The following is a 21,099-nucleotide window of genomic DNA, read 5'->3' on the forward strand; positions in this document are numbered from 1 at the left end:
CCGATCGTGAATGTCCGCAGGGTCTCGCCCTTACCGGCTCGGTGCGGGCGCTCCCATCGGCTGGGCATGGAGCGGCAGCAGGAGGGTGGTTCCGAAGCAGATGGCGAGCATCAGGGCCGACCCGCCGAGGCAGGCGTAGATGCCACCCACCTGATAAAGCAGGCCGGACGAGAGGGTGCCGATGAAGCGCCCGGCGGCATTGGCGGCATAGTAGAAGCCCACGTCCTCGGCGGCCTTCTCCGATCCTGCATAGGCCAGGATCAGGTAGGAATGCAGGGAGGAGTTCACGGCGAACGCGAAGCCGAAGATGGACAGCCCTGCCACGAGGACGAAGTCGGCATGCGGTGGCGCGAGGGCAAGCCAGCCTGCCATGGCAACCGGAACCAGGGCGAGAGCGAGGGCCCACCACCGCGCCGCGGGAACCTCTCGGGACAGACCGTCCGGGCTGCGGGTGACGACGGCGGGAGCGGCCGCCTGGACCACGCCGTAGCCGATGGTCCATAGGGCCAGGAAGCCACCCACCATGATGAAGGTCCAGCCCGAGGCGTAGAGGAAGACCGGAACACCGACCACGAACCAGACGTCGCGCGCGCCGAACAGGGCGACGCGGGCCAGGGCCAGCAAGTTCACGCCGCGGTTCTTGGCGAAGAGCTCCTTCATGCTCTTGCTCGACTTCGCCTTCCCCAGCATAGGCGGGAGGGAAGCGACGACGCCGACGAGGACGAGGGCGAGAGCGCCGGCCATCAGCCACAGCGCGGGACGGAAGCCGATGAGCTCGAGGAGCGCGCCGCCGAGGAGGAAGCCGAAGCCCTTCATGGCGTTCTTCGAGCCGGTGAACCAGGCCACCCACCGGAACAGGCGGGTGTTGGCGTTGGCCCCCTTGGCGTCCGCCTCGGTCACCTTGATGGCGGACTTGGACGCGGTCTTGGTCAGATCCTTGGCGACGCCGCAGATGCCCTGGGCAGCGACGACCCAGGGGACCAGCAGCGCGGTCTCCCAGGACGGCGACACCGCCGACAGGATCAGGAAACCGGAGATCTGCGTCGTGAGGCCCACCGTGAGCATGCGGGTGATGCCGTAGCGGCCCGCGAGCCAGCCTCCGATGAAGTTGGCGCCGATGCCCGCAGCCTCGTAGAGCACGAACAGGAATGCCAGTGTGAACGGCGAGTAGCCGAGCTTGAAGAAGGTGAAGAGCACGATCATCCGAAGCGCGCCGTCGGTCAGCGTGAAGCCCCAGTAGGCGGCCGTCACGATGGCGTAGTTGCGAACCCCTGAGGTCGCCGGCGCGCTGGCCATGTCAGAGGCCCTCCCGCTCGAGATGGCAGGCAAGGTCCACCATCCGGCACGCATAGCCCATCTCGTTGTCGTACCAGGCGTAGACCTTCAGGAGGGTCCCGTCGGTCACCAGCGTGGACAGGCCGTCAACGATCGAGGAACGGGTGTCGCGCGCATAGTCCGCCGAGACCAGGGGACGCGGCTCGAATCCGAGGATGCCGCGCAACGCGCCCTCGGCGGCCTCCCGGAACAGATCGTTGACCTCCTCGGCGGTGGTTTCCCGGTTCAGCTCGAACACGCAATCGGTGAGGGATGCGTTCAGCACGGGCGCGCGCACCGCGTGGCCGTTCAGCTTGCCCTTGAGCTCCGGATAGATCAGGGCGATGGCCGTGGCGCTGCCCGTGGTGGTGGGCTGGAGCGAAAGCATCGCCGACCGGGCGCGCCTCAGGTCCTTGTGGGGGGCGTCCACCACCACGTTCGTGTTCGTGGGATCGTGGATGGTGGTGATCTGCCCGTGCCGGATGCCGATCTTCTCGTGCACCACCTTCACCACCGGAGCGAGGCAATTGGTGGTGCAGGAGGCGGCGGTCACGATGGGGTGCTTCGACCGCTCGTAAAGGTGCTCATTGACGCCCACGACGACGTTCAGGACGGAAGGGTCCTTCACCGGCGCCGCCACGATCACCCGCTTCGCCCCGCGCTTGAGATGGCCCTCCAGCGTCTCGGGAGTGAGGAACTTGCCGGTGGCCTCGAGCACGACGTCCACGCCCAGGTCGCCCCACGGGATATCGCCGGGTGCGGCATGGGAGGAGAAGGACAGGTTCTTCCCGTCAATCCGGATGTCCTCGGCTCCCTCCGCCGATATGGGCATCCGCCAGCGGCCCTGGACGCTGTCGAACTCGAGGAGATGGGCGATCGCTGCCGAACCGCCCTTGATCTCGTTGAGATGGACCACGTCGAGGCGATTGTTGCCGCGCGGATCGTCGACGGGACGTTCGGCGCCGCCCATGGAGGCCCGCAGGGCGAGGCGTCCGATCCGGCCGAGGCCATTGATTCCCACTCTCATCTTCTCATCCCCGTGCTCGCGCCGCGTTCGCGTCGGCGCGCTTGATCAATGGGAGGCATCCGGAACCTTCACGCCTCCGGCCTCGTACCAATCCTTCGAGCGGTTCACGATCCACACGACCGACAGCATGACCGGCACCTCGATGAGCACGCCGACCACGGTGGCCAGCGCCGCGCCGGACTGGAAGCCGAAGAGGCTGATGGCGGCGGCGACCGCGAGCTCGAAGAAGTTGGACGCGCCGATCAGGGCGGACGGGCCCGCGACGCAATGGGCTTCGCCGGACATCCGGTTCAGCAGATAGGCAAGCCCGGAGTTGAAGTAGACCTGGATCAGGATCGGCACCGCCAGGAGGGCGATGACCAGCGGCTGGGCGAGGATCTGCTCGCCCTGGAAGGCGAACAGCAGGACCAGGGTGGCCAGCAGCGCCACGAGGGAGGCGGGCTGGAGGACGCCGAGGACCCGGTCCAGCGCCGCTTGCCCACCCCCGGCGAGGATGCGCCCGCGGATCAACTGGGCGGCGATGACCGGAACGACGATGTAGAGCACCACGGACAGGAGCAGCGTGTTCCACGGCACCGTGATCGACGACAGTCCGAGGAGGAGGCCGACCACCGGTGCGAACGCCACGATCATGATGGCGTCGTTCAGCGCCACCTGGGACAGGGTGAAATGCGGCTCGCCCTTCGTCAGGTTGGACCAGACGAACACCATGGCCGTGCAGGGGGCCGACGCGAGCAGGATCAGTCCGGCGATGTAGCTGTCGATCTGGTCGGCGGGTAGGTACGGCCGGAACAGGTAGCCGATGAAGAGCCAGCCGAGCACCGCCATGGAGAAGGGCTTCACGCCCCAGTTGACCAGCAGCGTGACCGAGATTCCGCGCCAATGCCGGCCGACCTGGGCAAGCGCCCCGAAGTCGATCTTCAGCAGCATGGGGACGATCATCAGCCAGATCAGGACAGCGACGGGCAGGTTCACCTGCGCGACCTCCAGGCTTCCGATCACCTGGAAGGCCGAGGGCGCGGCGGCGCCGAGGGCTATGCCGACGACGATGCAGAGGAAGACCCAGACGGTCAGGTAGCGCTCGAATACGGACACGAGGATCGATTCCTTATGCGGCGATGCCGGAGAGCGTCAGCTCGGTCGCCCCTTCCATCCGGCCGATCTCGGCGATGCGATCCTTGAGGGTCGCAAGATCGAGTTCGGCGAAAGGCAGGTTCACGAACGCGGACATGCGGGATGCAAGGCGCCGGTAGGTCGCGACGAACGCGGCCCGCTGCTCCGCCTCCGAGCCCTTCACGAGGGCGGGATCCGGCAGTCCCCAATGCGCCTGGAGCGGGTGCCCCGGGAAGGCCGGACATTGTTCGCCCGCCGCCGTGTCGCAGGTGGTGATGACGAAATCCATCTCCGGCGCATCCTTCGTCGCGAACCCGCTCCAACTCTTCGAGGAGAGCCCATCCGTCTCGTAGCCGAGGGATTGGAGGAGGGAGATCACGGCAGGATGGGGCTTCCCCTTCGGACGGCTCCCCGCGGAGAAGGCACGGAAGCGCCCCCGTCCCTCGCGGTTCAGGATCGCCTCCGCGATCACGGAGCGCGCGGAATTCGCCGAACAGACGAGAAGGACGTTGTAGATGCGGTCGTTGGCGGCGGCGGTGCGCACCTGTGGGAAGGAAGAGACGAGTCCGCCCCGGCGGGGCGTTGCCGTGAAGCCCATCTCCCCCATCAGGGACGCGAGCGGTGGGGCGGCGGGCGCGACGTTCGCCGCATAGATGATCGATCGTCCCTCGCGACGCGCGGTAAGGAGGCCCGCCCTCTCGAGCAAGGAGAGGTGCGTGGACATGGTGTTGTGGGGCACGGCAAGCAGTCGGGCGATATCACCCGCGGGCAGACCATAAGGCATGTACCGCAGCAGCAGACGGTAGGTCTCCAGCCGCGTCGGCTGCGCCAGCGCATCGAAGACCTTGATTGCGTCGTCCGCGTTGAATGTCGCCGTGCCCATGAAAATCTCGCTCGTTGGAAATGCCTGACGGCGGCGTAGCCCTATGCGCCGCCCTTGAAGGTTCGGGCCCAGTACGCCTTGACCTGCTCTACCAGTGCGGGGGGCAAGGGAACGTAGCCGAGTTGCGAAGCGTACTTCTCGCCTTCGCCGAGCGAGAACTTCCAGAAGTCGAACGCCGCCCGGCTCGCGCCGGCAGCCTTGGGGTCTTTGTACATCAGCACGAATGTGGAGGCGGCGATCGGATAGGCATCCTCGGCAGGGGAATCGTTGATGATGACCGCGAAGTCATCCGCCTTCGTCCAATCGAAGCTTGCGGCCGCTGCCTGGAACGAAGCCGCGCTCGGGGCAATGAACTTGCCGGCCCGGTTCTGGACGAGGCCGTAGGTCAACTTCACCTGGACGACATACGTGAATTCGACATAGCCGATCGAGTTCTTGATGCGCTTCACGTCGGTTGCCACGCCCTCATTGCCCCGGGCCCCGGAGCCGACCGGCCAGTCGACGGCATTTCCCTCGCCGACCCGCTGCTTCCATTCGGGGCTCGCCTTCGACAGGTAGGAGACCCAGTTGAAGGTCGTGCCCGAGCCGTCGGACCGGTGAACCACGGCGATCTTCGCATCGGGGAAGGTCAGGTCCGGATTGACGGCCTTGATTGCCGGATCGTTCCAGTTGGTGATCTTCCCCAGGAAGATGTCGGCCAGCAGTGCCCCCGTGAACTTCATCTGGCCGGGACCGATCCCGTCGACGTTGAGGACGGGCACGACCCCGCCGAACACGATGGGAAACTGACCGAGGCCGAGTTTCGCGAGCTCTGCCGGTTGCAGCGGCTTATCCGAAGCCCCGAAGTCGGCCGTCCGATCCTTGATCGCATTGACGCCCGCCGACGAGCCGACGGATTGGTAGCTGACCGTCTGGCCCGTCTTCTCCCGGAAGGCCTGCGACCACTTCCAGATGATCGGGTAGGCGAACGTCGACCCCGCTCCTCGGACATCGTCGGCGCGCGCTGCGGGCGCGAGCACGGCGGCGGCGGTCAATGCAGCGATGGCCAGACTGAAGATGCGTGTCACGGGTGCCTCCCGGCATATTGGCGTTTCCGTCCACGGACTCGTATAGCACGATATGTCCATGCTCGTCGACAGATCGAATAAGCAGCGGGAGTGACGTGTATGTGACGATGCTGGCCGTCGCGCCGAATGGCAACGGCTTCGCTGTCCGTGAAGTGGCTCGGGCGCCTATGAGGCTTGGTGCCGGAGGGGGATCGAACGGGCGTCCACCGTCATTTGGGCTGGCCGTCGGCGTCGAACGCCTTCAGGAAGGCGACGAGGTCCTTGACCTCCTGCTCGTTCTTCACCCCTGCGAAGCTCATCTTGGTTCCCTTGATGACGCCCTTGGGGTCCTTGATGTAGGCGGTGAACTCCTCCTCGGTCCAGGTGATGCCGGACTGCAAGTTCGCCGGGGAATAGGCATAGCCGGGAACGGATCCCGCCTTCCGGCCGAATAGACCGTTCAGCTCCGGGCCGACCTTGTTGGGCGCATTGGGGCCGACGGCATGGCACGGGGAGCAGCGCGCGAAGATGCGCTTTCCGGCTTCGGCATCCTGTCCGAAGGCCGTGGACTGGCAGGCGATGACGAGCGCTGCCGCGCAGAATGCGAGACGCTTCATTGATGCTTCCTGATGAGCTCGGGCGGGAAAGGCGGTGCGGCCTCGGTGAGGAGGGCCCCGCGCCGAAACGCGGGGCCGGGGGGCCTATGCCGTGTATTCCTTCGACTTGAAGGTGAGGTGGGCGACGCCGGCCGGGGCGTCGGAGATCTTCCGGATGCTGCCCCAGGTCTGCTTGTAGTTCGGGATGATGAACTCGTTCACTCCCGCCGAGACCACGTTGCCCTGCACGCCCGTAGGATAGGCGAACAGCATGAAGGCCTGTTTTCGTTTCGCGGTGGGCGTCGGATACGCCATGGCCTGGGTCGAGCCATTGTCGTTGTAGACCTCGACGAGGTCGCCCTCCTTCAGGTTCAGCTCGGCCATGTCCTGCGGGTTCATCTCGATGAACGGGAAGGGCCACCTGTCCATCACCAACTCGTTCTCGACATCGAGATAGGCGCTCTGCCAGACGAGGTTCGCCCGCCCATTGTTGATCAGGTAGGGGAATTTGTCCTTCTCGGCCTGCTTCCCCGGTGCCTGGAGGCCGCGCCATTGGGTGGGCATGAAGGTCGCCTTCCCGTCCGGTGCGTTGAACTTCCCGTCCGCATACAGGCGCTTCGTGCCGATGATCCGCTGGGTGTCGGCGGGCGGCGTAGGCGCGGCACCCGCGAGCGTGGGCGCGTCCTTCTGCACGGGCTCCTTCCCGCGCGCACCCTCGATGGCGGGGCCCTTCAGGACTTCGCCGGGCGCGCCCGTGGATGTCCCCGCCGCCACCGCGCCGGTGCTCTCGAGCCCCACCGCCGGCTCCTGGAAGCCGTTCGTTCCCATGGCGCGCAGGCGAGCGTAGGTGACGAACTCGCCGCCCTTCTCATGCTGGTGATACCCATCCATGAAGGCATCTTCCTCGGTCTTCCAGTCGAAGCCGGTGAACTTGCCTGCGATGTCCGGCTTGCCGAGGGCGCGGAACGCACGCTCCATGTGGTTGGCGAGCCGCGCCGCGATCAGGCAGTCGGGCATCGCCTGTCCCGGCGGGTCCATGTAGCGCTCCGTGAGGCGCATGCGCCGCTCGCCGTTCATGGAGGTGAGGTTCATCTCGCCGGAGGTCGCTGCCGGCAGGATGACGTGCGCGGCCTCGCCGATCTTGGTCGGGACGATGTCGACGTCCACCGAGAACAGGCCACCCTGGCGGATGGCGTCCGTGATGGCCTTCACCATGGCATCCCGGTCGCCGTAGGGCACGGAGTTCATGGCGTCCTTCACCATGTCGGTCCGCTTCTTGTAGACCCGCTTGAACTCCATTGCGTTCAGGGTGGTCTTGTAGTGGTCGCAGCCCCAGACGTGGTGGACCGCGCCCTTGCCCTCGATGAGCAGCTTGTCCACGTAGGCGGCCGGGCGTCCCACATGGGCGTCCGAGGGGCGGCAGTATCCCTCCTGGTGGCCGCCCATGCGCACGCAGCCGCCGCCCGGGCGGCCGACATTGCCCGTGGCGAGCGCGAGGTTCACGAGGGACTGGTTGGTGCGGTAGTTGTCGTTGCCCCAGATCAGGCCCTTCTCGTAGGCGAACATGGTCCGGCGCCGGGCGTTGCCCGCCTTCGGCTCGGCGATCCACGTGATGGCCTTCACGATGTCGGCTTCGCTGACTCCCGTGATCTTCGCCGCATCCGCGACGCTGACCTTGTTGGCGGCGACCGCCTTGTCGAAGTCCTTCGTGGACGCGGCGATGAAGGCCCGATCCACCCATCCCTTGTCGGCGGCGTAGGTGAGCCAGGCGTTGAACAGGATCAGGTCGGTCCCGGAGTTGATGGCGAGGTGCAGGACGTTCTCCTTGCCCGCCTCGATCTCGCAGGCATTGACCGTCACGGTCCGCCGCGGATCGACGATCACCACGCGGGCCCGGTCCACGGCCTCGTTTCCGAATTCCTTCTTCTTTTTGTCGACCGACGTCCCGCGCATGTTGGGGACCCAGTGATTGAGGAAGTAGTTGGTCTGGGTCTCGAGCGCGTTGGTGCCGACGGCGACGATGGTGTCCGCGAGTTCGGCATCCTCGTAGCAGTTGTTGAGTTCGCCGACGCCCATGTCACGGGTTCCGTGGACCTCGGAATTGTAGGCCGGGCGGTTGTGGATGCGGATGTTCTTGATCTTCATCGCGCCGAAATAGAGCTTGCCCGTGCCCCAGGTGTTCTCATAGCCGCCGCCGGCACCACCGTGGTCGTAGGCGGAGACGAACAGGGCATCCTCGCCCTGGGCCGCAACGACATTCGCGGTGACGCGCGCGACGAGGTCGAGGGCATCGTCCCAGCTCGTGGGCTGGAGCTGGCCGTAGCGCCATACGAGGGGATTGGTCAGGCGCTGAAGCTCGGTGTTGCGCTGGCGCGAGTAGCTCATCTCCGCCATGCGTGCGCCGCGTACGGACCCGAGGCCGGAGTTCACCACGCAGTCCTTGTCGGGCTTGAGGACGAGATGGACGTCCTTCCCGTTCTGCTTGACCAAATTGTACATGGACGGCGGGTACCAGGCGGTGGTCTCCGCGTCCTGCTGCTTGGACAGGTCGACGCCGAAGGCATTGTCCTTGGGAGCCGTGCCGCCCTCGTATCGGGCATCCCATGTGTAGGCCTTGTAGCCGCAGCCGACGATGCAATAGTGGCAGACGACATTGTGCACGGTGGCGTCGGCCGGGACGATCGGAAGCCTTCCGATCTGGCGTTTGTAGGCCATCTTTCCCTCCCTCAGAGAACGTTCGACAGGCGGCCGTAGAGAAGCTCGTCCACGCCATCGGCGTAGATGTCTCCCTTGGCGTCGATGCGGAGTGCGTACTGCGGCAGGTTCTGCGTGGCCTGTCCCCAGACCTGCTGTCCGCCCTTCTCGCAGTCGAACCGCGAGTAGTGGCCGGGGCAGTTCATGGTCCTGTCCGCGGTGTTGTAGGTGAGCGGGAATCCCTTGTGCGGGCAGACGGTCGTGAATCCGACGATGTCGCCATCGGGGCCCGCTCCGTCGGGGACTCGCTTTCCGAGCTTGATCAGGACGCCGGGGGCGTCCGCGTCCGGATAGGTGACGTCGAGCGGCTCGTTGACCTTCAGGTCGCCGACGTTGGCGAGGCGGTTGGAGGGATAGTCGACGAGGGCGGCCGCCGGGGCGGCCTTCGCCTCCTTCGGCATGACGGAGGCCGCCGCCATGCCCGCGGTCATCATGCCCGCACCGGTGAGGAACCTTCGGCGGCTCGTGTCGATGACGGTCCTGAAGCTCTTCATGCTGGCTCCCTCCCGGAAGCCCACGTCGTGCGCGTGGGTCATTCCGCTTTGCAGGAGTTGGACCAGGAGGAGGAGTTGTTTTATTTCAATATGTTATTGATTGGCGCAGGAACCCGCCGAAACCGAAATGTTCGAGGTTCCGAACGTGCTGCGCCACCGCCATCCGACATTCCGGACACCGCTCGGCAGCGTAGCCGAGATGCGCGAATTGGAGAGAAGCCTTGAGCAGTTCGTCCAGCGCTACGATGTCGAATGCGCGGGCGGCCCGGCAGCCGAATGCGTGATTCTCGGAAACCAGGCCGACGCGGGTGTGGATGTTGATCCTTAGGCGGATTGCTCCGCTGCTTCGCTCTTCCGGCCGAACAAAGGTAGGATCCTGATGTAGACGAGCTCCGAAATGAGTTCGACCAACGTCTGCGTCACGATCACGGCCGGAAGTACGGGCACGGCGCCCGGAACGGCGAGAGCCAGGGGTAGCACGACAAGGGAGTTGCGGGTGGAGCTAGAGAAGGCCACCGAGCGCGACGCAGCCGTTCCGAGCCTGAATACTCGACCGACTGCGAGTCCCAGCATCGGAGCGAATATGGCGAAGGCGACGTAAATCGGGACAACACCCAAGGCCTTGTCCGCGGCGTTTCCCAGCAGCGGCACCGTGGCAGCCACCACGAGGAATAAGACGAGCGCGGTCGACAGAACGGGGAGGATACCAAGCCACGCGACGACCCTACGTCCCGTTGGGCCGCAGGAAGCCCAGAACTGAGCAACGGCCGCGAATGCGAGCGGCACCATGATCAGCCAGATGAAGGCGCGCAGGAAGGGGGCCAGGCTCACGAGGCCGGAGACCTGATCGCCGAGGAATGCCGTGAGATAGAACGGCAGAAGCGCCATTTGGATCACGAGCAGCAACGGAGTCGAGGCGAGCAGAAGCCGTGCATCGGCACGGCCAAGCTGGGAAAACGTGATCACGTAGTCGATGCACGGCGTTAAGAGGACCATCAGTATGCCGAGCCGGACGAGCGCATCGTTCGGGGCGAAACTGACAAGCAGGAGGACGAGACAGGGAACCGCCAGGAAGTTCGACACCATCAGCGCGATGAGGAACCGTATTTCCCGGAATGCCTTGCCGACCTCGGCGAGCGGCACCTGCAAGAAGGTGACGAAGAGCATGAGGGCGAGGGCCGGGTTCACCAGGGGTTCCAGCCCTTCGGTTCCCGCTATTGCCGAGGCGGCGAAAGTGCCAGCGATGACGCTCGCGAAGTAGATCCAGATTTGCCGCCGTTCAAGCGCTTCCCTCACGAACAATGCTTCCTGCTTTGACGGGTCTCCACATCAGGTAACCGTGAGTGATGTGCGACGCAATAAGAAGGAGCATGCACCTGGGCGATGGCGGAATCACACCGATTGCCGAAAGGAGACCCATACGAATTAGGAACCCCGAAGACCCTGGTCCCACCTCTAACGAGTGCTTCGACAAATGATGGTCCTCCGCTCGACCTCCGTCATGTCCGGTGGAAGGCGGGAAACGTCGTGATCGACGCTCCGGGATGCTTCATCTGTTTTGCCCTGACCCCTCGGCTTGGTTTCTCCGGAGAGTTGGAATTGTGCGATTTGGGGGCCCAGGGTGGGACTTCGGAATTTCACGACAGCGTCACCCATCAAACCTTACGCGAAGACGTCTCATCTTCTCCCACAGGGTGGTCCGGCCGACGTTAAGGAGCTTGGCCGCAGCGGCGATCTCGCCCCCGGTTGCGGAGAGTGCGCGCAGGATATGACGCCGCTCCGCGTCGAGGCGCGCGTCTTCAAGAGACCCAAGACGCTCCCCAATATCCGTTGCGGCACGGAACATCTCCGGAAAGAGGTCACCCGGCATCAGCCACTCTCCGAGCGCGAGACCGATGCCGCGTTCCATCCGGTTCCGAAGCTCGCGGACGTTGCCGGGCCAGGAATGGGCGAGCGCGGCTTCCTCCGCGAGCGCGCCGATCCCCTTCAACGATCCCTCGCCGTGGTCGGAGAACTCCTCGAAGAAGCGCTCCATCAACCACGGGATATCCTCCGATCGCTCCCGCAGCGCAGGCATCCGGACCGAGACGACGTTGATGCGATAGAGCAGGTCCTGACGGAAACGTCCCGACGCCACCAGTGTCTCGAGATCGCCGTTGGTCGCGGTCAAGAGCCGCCCTCGAAAGGGGATCGGCTTCTCCCCGCCGACGCGGTGGAAGGCCCGTTCCTCGATCAGTCGGAGGAGCTTGGTCTGGAGTTCGGGACGCATCTCCCCGATCTCGTCGAGGAACAAGGTTCCATCGCCGGTCCGCTCCGCATAGCCGAGATGGCGCATTGCTGCTCCCGTGAAGGCGCCCTTCTCATGCCCGAAAAGTTCGCTTTCGAGCAGGTCCGCCGGGATGGCCGCGCAGTTGACGGCCATGAAGGGCGATCCCGTCGCGGCGGATGCCGCATGGACGAACCGGGCCGCCACTTCCTTGCCGCTTCCGGTCTCGCCGGTGATCAGGAGGCTCGACGGGAGGCGGGCCACCCGCCGGAGCATGCGTTCCACTTCCTTGATGGCCGGCGAGATGCCGAGGACTCCGGTCGCTTCGTCCCTTCGGTGACGGACGAGATCGGACAGCCGCATCAGGAAATCGTCCATCTCGAACGGCTTCGTCACGTAATCCCCTGCACCCGCCCGCATGAGGCTCACCGCCTGATCGATGTCCCCGAAGGCGGTCACGAACAGGAAGGGCGGCGCATCGGGGCCCTTGACGGCCTCGCGGAACACCGCCTCGCCGCTCACGTCCGGCAGGCGGATATCGCAGACGATGGCGCCGAAGCGCGTGCCCTGGATGTCGCGGACCGCCTCCGCCCCGCTCTGCCACCATTTCACGGTCATGCCTTCGAGCGTGAGGCGCTGGACGAGGCTCTCCCCCATGATGGGATCGTCCTCGACGATGCCGACGATGCAGTTCTCAAGCGACATGGGGCAGCTCCTCGATCGGCTTCTCGATGGGAACGGCGATCCTGATGACGGTCCCACCCTGGCTCGGCTGCGACACCTCGATCCGCCCGTGCAATTCGTCCACGATCCGACGGGTCGTCCAAAGGCCAAGGCCGCCGCCGGTTCGCAAAGGCGGCGAAGAGTCCTCTCCGGTGAGAACGTCGATCCCCGTCGCCGGAATGCCGTCGCCGCGGTCGGTGACCACCAGGACCAGGACATCGCCGTGCCGCGCGGCCTCCAGCTTGACCTCGGACCCGGGCGGTGCAGCCGCGACCGCGTTCAGTAGAAGGTTCAAGAGGGCTTGCCGGATCTGGGTGCTCGGCAGCGGGATATCCTGATCGACGCTGTTCCTGATGGCGACCGTGACCGACTTGCGCCGTGCCTCCGCGACGATGAGAAGGCGCAAATCGGCGATGTCCTTGGCCGAGATCGAACGCCCGGACGTTTCCTGGCGGTGCATCGCCAGGGTGGTCCGGACGACGTCCCGGATGCCCACGAGCCCTCTCTCCAGGAGCCCGAGCGCGTTGTTGCGCACGGCGGCATACTGCCCGTGCGTCTTCAGGGTGGCCATGGCGTTGAAGAGACCGCCCAGGGGATTGTTGATCTCGTGAGCCAGGGCGGACGCGAGACGGCCGAGGCTGCCCAGGCGCTGCTCGTCGAAGAGCTTCCTCGCGAGGTCCTCTCGCTCGTGCATGGACTTCACGAGCGCGTTGTACGACCCGAACAGGTGCCTGAACTCGTCGCCGCTGCGGGCGATCGTGGCTTCGGGAACGGGCGTCGCGTACCCCTCCATTGCCGCGCCGAGGTGCCTGGAGAGGACCCTGATCGGCGCCATCATCCGCGTCACCAGGAGCCATCCGGCGGCGGCGAGGATCAATGTCAGGATGCCGTTCGTCACGATCAATGCCGTGAGCACCTCGCGCCTTTCCACGGCCAGGTGGCTGGTGTCGAACGCGGCATGGATCACCCCGACCACGCGCCCGGGATAGGCGAGGACGCGGGTTGCGTTGGCGACGTCGGCGCCCGCTTCGAAACGAAAGGGCTGCATGCCCGGACTTCCGCCGTTGGGAACCTCGACAAGGGACCCGACGGGGTGCTGCCTGGGGTTCGACGCGGCAATGACGTGCCCCTTGGCGTTGGTTACGATCGCCTCCGTCGCGCGAAGGCCCTTGCTGAGGTCCTGGGCGCGCGTGATGGCGTCGAAGACCTCCCAGGTGTCTTCGCGAAGGACCGATTCCGTGATGCCGGTGGAGAGGATATCCAGGTAGCTCTGCGCCAGATCCCGGACGTGCATTTCCTGGGTTTCGTTGAGGCGCGCCAGGACGCGCTCGGACAGCACGATGCCGACCAGCATCATCAGCACCGCGACCGCGAGCGGGACCTTGGCGGCGATCGGCCAGGTTCGCGGATCGAGGCGCATCGCCGTCATCCCGAAGCTGCGACCAGCGCCGCCTTCGCGGCGATGCCGTCAAACAGGGAAACATCTTCAGCCGCGAAGCCGTCGAGGCGAAGCATCCGGAGAGCGGCGCGCCCTTCCGGGTCCTCTCCCATCCGCAGGAGGGCATCCGTCAGGGCAGTGAGCCGGCCGGCGTCCACAGGGACGCGGGGCGCCGCGATCGGCGGGAATCCGAGCGGCTCCGAAGCGTGAAGGATGCGGGTCGACACCGTCAGGCTCGGCTCCAGCTCCGCGACCACGTCGTAGACATAGCCGTCCACGGAACCGGATGCGGCGAGCCCTGAAGCCACGGCGCGGATCACATTGCGGTGGCCATAGGTGTAGAAGGTCCGGCCGAAGAAGGTGTCGGGCCTGAGACCGTGTTCAGCCAGGGCGGCGCGGGTGACGAGGAAGCCGGAATTGGAGTCGGGGTCCGAAAAGGCGTGGATGTCACCACGCAGGTCCATCAAGCCTTCCGCCGGACGGTCCCGGTCGACGATCAGATATGACTGGTAGAGGGGCTTCCCGCGCCAAAGCGGAACCGCCACGAGCTGGAGGTCGCGGCGATGGGCGACGAACGGATAGCCGCATATCCAAGCGGCATCGAGCTGACGGGAAACGAGGAGAGCGGTGATCTCCTGGTAGGTACGTCGCGTGATGAGCGAGACCGGCACGCCCATGGTGCGCTGGAGATAGGCCTGAAGCCGTCCGAGCAGTTCCAGGTCCGACGTGAGGAACACTGGGGTTAGTCCGAAGCGCAGACCTCGTTCCGGAACGATCTCATGGGCGCGCGCGAAGCCGGAGCAGGACAGGAGCAATCCCGCCGTCGCGATCATGGCGGAACGCCGATTGAGCGCTCCCGTGCCCATCCGCATCCTTCCCACTCTTGTTCTCGATGCAGCGCGTTCAGGATTCGGAAGTCAGTGCCCGGATTGCGCTACACCTCCCGTGACGATCGCACGGAAATCGTTGGCTTCGGTGCCGCGAAGGGACGGCACCTTGGCATTATTTCAATATATCGGAACCCATCGACACATGACAGCGGACATTCCGGATCAGGTCCGGCCGGTGGCATCCGCCAGGCTGGCCGCGACGGACTTACGATGCTCCTCCGCCTGCACCCTCCGTTCGGAGTAGCGATCCACCAGGTAGTCCGACCGGTCGCGGACCAGGAGGGTGAACTTCATGAGCTCCTCCATGACGTCCACGACCCGGTCGTAATAGGGAGAAGGCTTCATCCGGCCCGCCTCGTCGAATTCCTGGTAGGCCTTCGCCACCGATGACTGGTTCGGGATCGTGACCATGCGCATCCAGCGCCCGAGTACCCGCAGGGCGTTGACGGCGTTGAAAGACTGCGACCCGCCGGACACCTGCATCACCGCGAGCGTGCGGCCCTGGGTGGGACGGATTCCGCCGATCTCAAGCGGGATCCAATCGATCTGGCTCTTGAACACACCGGTGATCGTGCCGTGCCGCTCGGGGCTGCACCACACCTGTCCCTCGGACCATTCGGACAGGGACCGCAGTTCCTGGACCTTCGGATGATCGGGCGGAACGCTGTCCGGAAGCGGCAGGCCGCGCGGGTCAAAGATCCGCGTTTCGGCGCCCATGCGGTCGAGAAGGCGGGCGGCCTCCTCGGTCAGGAGGCGACTGTAGGAGCGTTCACGCAGGGAGCCATAGAGAAGCAGGATGCGCGGCCGATGAACGGAGGCTGCCTTCGGCTCGAGCTTGGGGAGATCCGGCAGGTCCAGGTGGTGCCCTTCCAGGGCAGGAAAGTCCGGATCGAAAGGAGCGTCGTGCATAGTGGTGTCCAAGGAGTTCAAGAGGGATTGGTGCGGGCCGACAGGATCGCCGCCGTCCAGAATCCGGCGACGAGGATGAGGGCGCCTGCGATGGCAGCGAAGAGGACGGGATCGTAGGATCCGCTCCATGCCCAAAGAGCGGCCGCCCCAACGGGTGCAATCGCCCTGGAAACGGTCGCCGGAGCGGCCAGGGCGCCGTTGACGGCGCCGTAGGCCTCGCGCGTCACCATCTCCGGCACGGCAAGGCCTCGGACGATGGTCATGATGCCGTTCGCACCCCCGTACAGGGCCGCGACGCACGCCACGATGGCGAAGCTGGGCGGGGCGGCCTCCAGGACGATGAGGGCCAAAGGAAAGGCCAAGACCACGCAGCAGCCGATGAGGCGCACGGATGCCTTCGGCGCGAACATCCAAATGGCGATCCGTCCCGCCACCTGAGCCGGACCGATGATCGCCATGGCCGATACGACGGTCCCGGTATCGAAGCCTCGCTCGACGAGCAGCGGGTACAGGTGGAAGGTGAAGGCCGAAAATGTCCCGGAGTAGGCGGTGAACGCGACGGCGAGCGCCCAGAATGCCGGTTGGCGCATGACCATGCGGACGACCGACCATCCCGCCGACGGCCCGCCCTTGGCATGCGCATGCTCGGGATGATCCGCTGCCGGATCGATCACCGCGGCGTAGACACCGGCGCACAGGACGAGGTTGATCGCCGCCAGGACCATGAGCGTTCCGCGCCATCCGAACCCGTCGAGGAGGAACTGGACCAGGGGGATGAACACGGTGGAGGCGAAGCCGCCCCACAGGGTCAGGGCCGTGATGCCAGACCGTGCGCCGACCGTTCCGCTCCGCCGCGCCACCACCGCGAACGCTGGTTCGTACAAGGTGGCCGCCTGGAGGATGCCGATGCCGGCAACGCAGATATAGAAGGCGAGGAGTCCCTCGACCTGGGACCAGGCCAGGAGAAATAAGCCCGCCATCACCGAGCCCGCGGCCATCACGAGGCGGCCGTGGCCGCGGTCGATGGCGTTCCCGATCGGGTAGCTCGCGATCCCCGCCAGAACGAGGCCGAGCGTCGCGGCGCCGTACATCTGCGGCTTCGACCAGCCGAGGTCCCGCCCCATGGCCTCGGCGATCAACGGAAAGGAATAGTACAGCGATCCCCAGGAGCAGACCTGGCCGATGCCGAGGCCGGTGATGAAGAGGCTTCGACCGCTGAGGGGCTTGTAGGCTGCCGCATCCGCGTGCCCGGTCATGCGGCGGCTCCGCAGCCGCAGCCGGACTTCCCTTCGGTCTTGGCGACGGCATCGTCGACGCAGCAGGCGTCGATCTCTTTGGGGGCAGGGCCTCCGCAGCATCCGGAAGCGACGCGGTTCCGCGGAGGTGCGCTGCACACGCCGGTCTCCGGGAGGACGAGCTGCACCCGCCGTGCGGCTTCATGATCACCCGCGATCTCGGCCACGACCGAGCGAACCTGCTCGTATCCGGTGGCCATCAGGAACGTCGGCGCACGCCCGTAAGACTTCGATCCGACGATGTAGAAGTCCGGCTCGGGGTGGGCGAGCTCCACGGCTCCGTGGGGCGGGACGCTGCCGCAGGAATGCACATTGGGATCGATGAGCGGCGCCAGGACCGGAGGCGCCTCGGTGATGGGGTCGACGGCCACGCGCAGTTCCCGGAGCATGTCGAAACTCGGTCGGAAGCCGGTCGCGACGACGATCCGGTCGACTTCCAGTGTAATGGCTGCACTGTCCAAGCTCGCGGTGACGGCGATCGCACGCTCGGTCCGCTTCACGCCATGAATGGCAAGGGGCGCCAGCGTCTTCACCTGGCCGCTCGCGATTGCGCCTCCGGCCGCGAGCCCAAGCGCACCGCGTTCGGGAAGCTGGTCATCGAGCCCGCCGCCGAGGAGCTTTCCGATCCAGTCCCTCCGCAGACCCCAAAGGATTTCGGTTTCCGGCGCTTCCTTCCGGAGACGGACGAGGTCGAGGGCGACATTCGTGGCGGAATGTCCTGAACCGACGACTAGGACGCGCTTTCCCGCGTATCGTGACCGTTCGCGTCCCAGGACGTCGGGAATACCGTAAGCGATGCTGTCGCCGAGTGTCTCCTCGCCCTCGACCGGCATCCCATCCACGCCCATGGGATTGGGCTCGGCCCATGTCCCCGAAGCGTCGATCACCGCGCGTACCTCGATCGTCCCCGTATGCCCATCCTTCGCCTTCCATCTGACCTGGAAGGGCGTATCCGCGCGCCCAGCCGAACTCATCCGGTCGAGACCGAGGCGGCCGATGGCGGTGACCGTCGTGCCGAGCATGATCCGGTGGGCGATGGAGGGGTGCGCGGCAAGCGGGGCAAGGTATCTGTCGATCAGGTCGCCGGCGGTCGGGAGACCATCCGGATCGGGTGCCCTCCAGCCGATTTCCTCCAGCAGGGCGCGGGCCGCTTCATCCACGTTGTAGCGCCAGGGCGAGAACAGGCGGACGTGGGAGAAGTCCCGCATGGACGCGGCGATTTGGGTTCCACGCTCCAGGATCACCGGAACGATGCCCCGTGCGACCAGATGTGCCGCTGCGGCAAGGCCGATAGGTCCGGCACCGATGACTGCAACGGGAAGACTTTTGGTCATCACGACAACTCCTTCGATCTTTCCAGAATCACGAAAATTCTGAACACGACGATGACCTCACGCGGCAGTTTCGGACGATGGGACAATGCAGCCAACGTCAGCGCAGCATTCGTCCACGAGGTAGCCGACGAGGGCATTCATGCTGGGATAGTGTGCTCGGCAGATGAGCGTCGTCGCCTGGCGCTCTTGGGTCACGAGGCCAGTGTCGATCAGTCTGCGGAGGTGATGGGAAAGCGTGGATGCCGGGATCTCATGCTTTTCCTGAAGGGTGCCGACACTCAGGCCTGCCCCGCCCGCCCGGACGAGTGTGCGGTAGAGGCCAAGCCGGGTAGGGTTGCCTAGGGCCTCAAGCTGACGGGATGCTATTTCGATATTCATGGAAATAAACTTGCGCTTATTTGGCGAGGCGTCAAGGGGGCGCTGAGGGGGAAGTTTGGAAAGGCGCCCGCCATCTTGTTCTTAACCAGGGCGAATTGCCGGTTTTCTGACAAAATGTACGTCTGCGTCCGTTCCTCGCACCGATGTTACGGTCGGACGGGCTTCATGACATGTGTGCCGGAGTGAAAGTTATGGCGCCAGGTTTTCGATGGCGTGGCGTTGCTCTGCGTGCTTTGCGGGGTTTTCCAGCTTTAGCTTCGCGAGATTGTTAATCTTCCATCGAACCGCAGGGAGCGCAGCCGCTTGCGGCAGGCCGATCGCATCGAAGTCGGGCTCGGCATCGTGCAGCGAGAGCAGGAAACGCGTTGCCCCCTTATCAAGGCGGGCGGTGAGATCCTTCACCAGCCGTGCCCGCGCGTGCTCAAGGTCATCGAGCGTAACTGGCTCGACCGTCATCCCTTGGAATTCACGCACAAAGCTTTCGTCGAGCGTGTGAAAGGACGGCCTGATCAACTCGTGGGGCGGTCGACCCGAGCTCGCGACATAGACCAGAAAGGTGCGGAACAATTCGTCCGTCAGGCCCTCATTCTCATAGAGGAGCTTGACGTCGAAGAGATCGCGCGGATGTTGCCGATCGACTGCAGCATGAAGCTTCCCGCCGAAAAGATCGGCAAAAGACACCACCTGCATTTCGGCAAAACCAAACGCGGTCTCCACGGCCTCCTTCACGGGCAGCCGTTCGGTTGGGTGTACGGTCCCGCGCGCGACCGGCGAGATCTCGATTTTGATCTCGCTTCCACCTTGCCGGACGAGGAGGCGGGTATCGCTGTTGCCCCCGCCAGAAACCCTCTGGACGGTGGCGCTGCGGAGGCTTCGCGTCAGATCCGATCCAATGTGGCCGAGCGCAGCGTCGATTCCAGCGAGGGCCGTTGGACGATCTTCGAGAGGGAGGTAGACCAGATCGATGTCAACCGACAGCCGCGGCATGTCGCGATAGAACAGGTTGATCGCGGTCCCGCCCTTGAGCGCGAGTGTCTTCTCCCGTGCGATGAAGGGTAGGGTTCTGACCAGGAGTTCGACCTGACGCATATAGATCTCACGCGCCATCACGTGTCTCGCTGGGCAGGAGATCTTCCGGGATGGTGATCCGGTACTTCGGGTGTAGGCGGCCTCCGCGCGCCAGCTCCCGGTCGCCGCGCCCCATGTCGATGCAGGTCAGGTCGATGTGTTTGCGCCAAGCATGCGCATGCTTGTCGGCATAAACGAAAAAGAGCCGCTTCACCTTCACGCTTCGGCAATCGATCAGCAGCTTCATCAGCTGTCTGGGCCGCAAGTTAACGAGCCCCTCGAATGCCATGTCGATGGTGTGGAAGCTCTCGGTTTGGGGTATTTCATCGATCGCCTCCAGGATTGCTCGCTCCGGCGTCGATACGCGGATCGGCCATCGCCAGGGGCTCCGGGACAACGCCGCATCAGCATTCTCCGACAGGTCGAGGTCGTTGCTCTCAATCCCAATCCGATCGGTCCCAAATAGACCCTCATTTCGATGGATCACGCGTGCGTCCGTATGGAGCTTCAGGAGCCAGGAGGGGGTGTCCGAACCGTAGAGATAGAGGGTGAAGGCGCCGCCCAGCTGCAGGTAGTGGATGTGCCCGCGCAGGGTCAATGCGCTCGTTCCTCCGACATGAAAGTCGTGCCTCATGAGCCATTGGGCTGACAGCACGGCGATCTTCCATCCGATGGTCGCTTCCGCGTTTTCCTCCACCGGCAGGGGTCGACGATAGAGGCCCTGCATCACGCGTTCGAGCCAACCTTGCTTGACATAGGCGGAAACGGACTGGCGCGAAATGACGTGACGGGTCATCCAGGCCGTATCCACCAGAAAGCCGGGTGGAACGGATTGGAGTAGGCCCTTTAGCTTTGATCCCCTTTGTTCATCCATGATGGACAAATTAGCATTTGATCAAAGTCAGCGCTAGAGGACCTTTATGGATGACTCAAAATGTCATCTAAAGATTGACAAATTATCGGATATGTAAAGTTCGGAGGGGTGAGTTCAACCGCGTTGAGCCAAGACAAGGTGGCGTCCCCCGCGCGCGGGTCGGGCTCTCGGCTTCGCTGAAGCCCGCCGGCGGTCTTCACCCTGTCGGGCTTCGATCCCTGACGCGGATGTCGTTCGAAACACGGTTGCCGATCGGACACACCCTATTCCCGTCGGCATAGCCGCGCCCTGCAAATCACGCCGTCAACAGGTGGAGCGGTCCCCGACGGGGGACATGCGGCAGGCGCGAGCCACCTACAGCAAGTCCGATACCCGCTCTCCTCCATGGCTTCCTGGTCCGGCTTCGGATCTTCAACGATCAACCCGCAGGGGGTCCGCTACGCACGCGTGCGGCCGCTTCGAGGCTTTGCCTCGGCGGTGATCGCGACCGCCACCGGACGCTGATGGGCGCCATCGAGCGGGGATCGGCCCCGCTGCAGGATGGAGCCCTCACATGTCGCACGATCTTTCCCTCGCCCAATCTCACGCGCTGCACCTCGCCCGCACCTTGATGGTGCCGGTGACGCTGTTCGAGGTGGACGGGGAATTCGGTGTCCTTCCGAGCGCGGAGCTGGACGATGTCGAGGTGGCCATCATC

19 protein-coding genes are annotated in these 21,099 nt (G+C 64.9%); 1 reads left to right on the top strand and 18 read right to left on the bottom strand.

All coding sequences use genetic code 11. The features are described 5' to 3' along the window. Positions 1-30: 30 nt before the first annotated feature. From arsJ to V5F77_RS23785, 8 genes are all read right to left on the bottom strand, one after another. Positions 31-1,296, bottom strand: coding sequence for an organoarsenical effux MFS transporter ArsJ (gene arsJ / locus V5F77_RS23750; protein WP_132034709.1), 1,266 nt, complete (start codon positions 1,294-1,296; stop codon positions 31-33). 1 nt (position 1,297) lies between these two features. Continuing rightward, positions 1,298-2,341: an ArsJ-associated glyceraldehyde-3-phosphate dehydrogenase gene (locus V5F77_RS23755; RefSeq protein WP_132034711.1), complete on the bottom strand. Its 1,044-nt coding sequence runs from the start codon at positions 2,339-2,341 to the stop codon at positions 1,298-1,300. A gap of 45 nt (positions 2,342-2,386) precedes the next feature. Beyond that, positions 2,387-3,436 (bottom strand): ACR3 family arsenite efflux transporter, encoded by a 1,050-nt coding sequence (gene arsB, locus V5F77_RS23760; protein WP_132034713.1) that lies wholly within the window; start codon positions 3,434-3,436, stop codon positions 2,387-2,389. A 13-nt stretch (positions 3,437-3,449) separates the two neighbouring features. Further along, positions 3,450-4,337 (bottom strand): metalloregulator ArsR/SmtB family transcription factor, encoded by an 888-nt coding sequence (locus V5F77_RS23765; RefSeq protein ID WP_132034715.1) that lies wholly within the window; start codon positions 4,335-4,337, stop codon positions 3,450-3,452. Between the two features lie 41 nt (positions 4,338-4,378). Then, positions 4,379-5,404: a phosphate ABC transporter substrate-binding protein PstS gene (gene pstS / locus V5F77_RS23770; RefSeq protein WP_245504804.1), complete on the bottom strand. Its 1,026-nt coding sequence runs from the start codon at positions 5,402-5,404 to the stop codon at positions 4,379-4,381. Between the two features lie 209 nt (positions 5,405-5,613). Then, a complete protein-coding gene (locus V5F77_RS23775) occupies positions 5,614-6,000 on the bottom strand; it encodes a c-type cytochrome (protein WP_132034719.1) in 387 nt (128 codons plus the stop codon). A gap of 84 nt (positions 6,001-6,084) precedes the next feature. Continuing rightward, entirely contained in the window at positions 6,085-8,694 is a 2,610-nt protein-coding gene (locus V5F77_RS23780) for an arsenate reductase (azurin) large subunit (protein ID WP_132034721.1), read from the bottom strand. Positions 8,695-8,705: 11 nt separating this feature from the next. Further along, positions 8,706-9,227 (bottom strand): arsenate reductase (azurin) small subunit, encoded by a 522-nt coding sequence (locus tag V5F77_RS23785; protein WP_132034723.1) that lies wholly within the window; start codon positions 9,225-9,227, stop codon positions 8,706-8,708. 127 nt (positions 9,228-9,354) lie between these two features. On the opposite strand from V5F77_RS23785, the gene V5F77_RS23790 reads away from it, so the two are divergent. Next, a complete protein-coding gene (locus V5F77_RS23790) occupies positions 9,355-9,555 on the top strand; it encodes a hypothetical protein (RefSeq protein ID WP_207916148.1) in 201 nt (66 codons plus the stop codon). Here V5F77_RS23790 and V5F77_RS23795 read toward each other — a convergent pair. The 10 genes from V5F77_RS23795 to V5F77_RS23840 form a co-directional block, all read right to left on the bottom strand. Further along, positions 9,552-10,523: an arsenic resistance protein gene (locus V5F77_RS23795; protein WP_245504805.1), complete on the bottom strand. Its 972-nt coding sequence runs from the start codon at positions 10,521-10,523 to the stop codon at positions 9,552-9,554. The two genes, V5F77_RS23790 and V5F77_RS23795, sit on opposite strands and share 4 nt — an antisense overlap. A gap of 352 nt (positions 10,524-10,875) precedes the next feature. Then, entirely contained in the window at positions 10,876-12,198 is a 1,323-nt protein-coding gene (locus tag V5F77_RS23800; RefSeq protein WP_132034727.1) for a sigma-54-dependent transcriptional regulator, read from the bottom strand. After that, a complete protein-coding gene (locus V5F77_RS23805) occupies positions 12,188-13,636 on the bottom strand; it encodes an ATP-binding protein (protein ID WP_132034729.1) in 1,449 nt (482 codons plus the stop codon). Before V5F77_RS23805 ends, V5F77_RS23800 begins: the two co-directional genes overlap by 11 nt. Before the next feature lie 5 nt (positions 13,637-13,641). After that, the gene (locus tag V5F77_RS23810) at positions 13,642-14,520 is read right to left on the bottom strand and encodes a substrate-binding domain-containing protein (protein WP_132034866.1); all 879 of its coding nucleotides are present in this window, start codon (positions 14,518-14,520) and stop codon (positions 13,642-13,644) included. Positions 14,521-14,706: 186 nt separating this feature from the next. Next, positions 14,707-15,453: an arsenical resistance protein ArsH gene (arsH, locus tag V5F77_RS23815; protein WP_132034731.1), complete on the bottom strand. Its 747-nt coding sequence runs from the start codon at positions 15,451-15,453 to the stop codon at positions 14,707-14,709. Between the two features lie 17 nt (positions 15,454-15,470). Continuing rightward, positions 15,471-16,709, bottom strand: coding sequence for an MFS transporter (locus tag V5F77_RS23820; protein WP_132034733.1), 1,239 nt, complete (start codon positions 16,707-16,709; stop codon positions 15,471-15,473). Further along, positions 16,706-18,082: an FAD-dependent oxidoreductase gene (locus V5F77_RS23825; RefSeq protein WP_132034735.1), complete on the bottom strand. Its 1,377-nt coding sequence runs from the start codon at positions 18,080-18,082 to the stop codon at positions 16,706-16,708. The genes V5F77_RS23820 and V5F77_RS23825 overlap by 4 nt, the downstream gene beginning before the upstream one ends. Before the next feature lie 57 nt (positions 18,083-18,139). Continuing rightward, positions 18,140-18,460, bottom strand: a complete 321-nt coding sequence (locus V5F77_RS23830) for an ArsR/SmtB family transcription factor (RefSeq protein WP_132034737.1) — start codon at positions 18,458-18,460, stop codon at positions 18,140-18,142. Positions 18,461-18,649: 189 nt separating this feature from the next. Beyond that, positions 18,650-19,567 carry a nucleotidyl transferase AbiEii/AbiGii toxin family protein gene (locus tag V5F77_RS23835; protein ID WP_132034739.1) on the bottom strand — a complete coding sequence of 306 codons (918 nt, stop codon included), beginning with the start codon at positions 19,565-19,567 and terminating at the stop codon, positions 18,650-18,652. Then, positions 19,557-20,402 carry a type IV toxin-antitoxin system AbiEi family antitoxin domain-containing protein gene (locus tag V5F77_RS23840; RefSeq protein WP_429007737.1) on the bottom strand — a complete coding sequence of 282 codons (846 nt, stop codon included), beginning with the start codon at positions 20,400-20,402 and terminating at the stop codon, positions 19,557-19,559. The genes V5F77_RS23835 and V5F77_RS23840 overlap by 11 nt, the downstream gene beginning before the upstream one ends. Between the last annotated feature and the right edge of the window lie 697 nt (positions 20,403-21,099).

It is taken from the genome of Roseixanthobacter psychrophilus (assembly GCF_043195195.1).
Classification (GTDB): Bacteria; Pseudomonadota; Alphaproteobacteria; order Rhizobiales; family Xanthobacteraceae; genus NCEH01.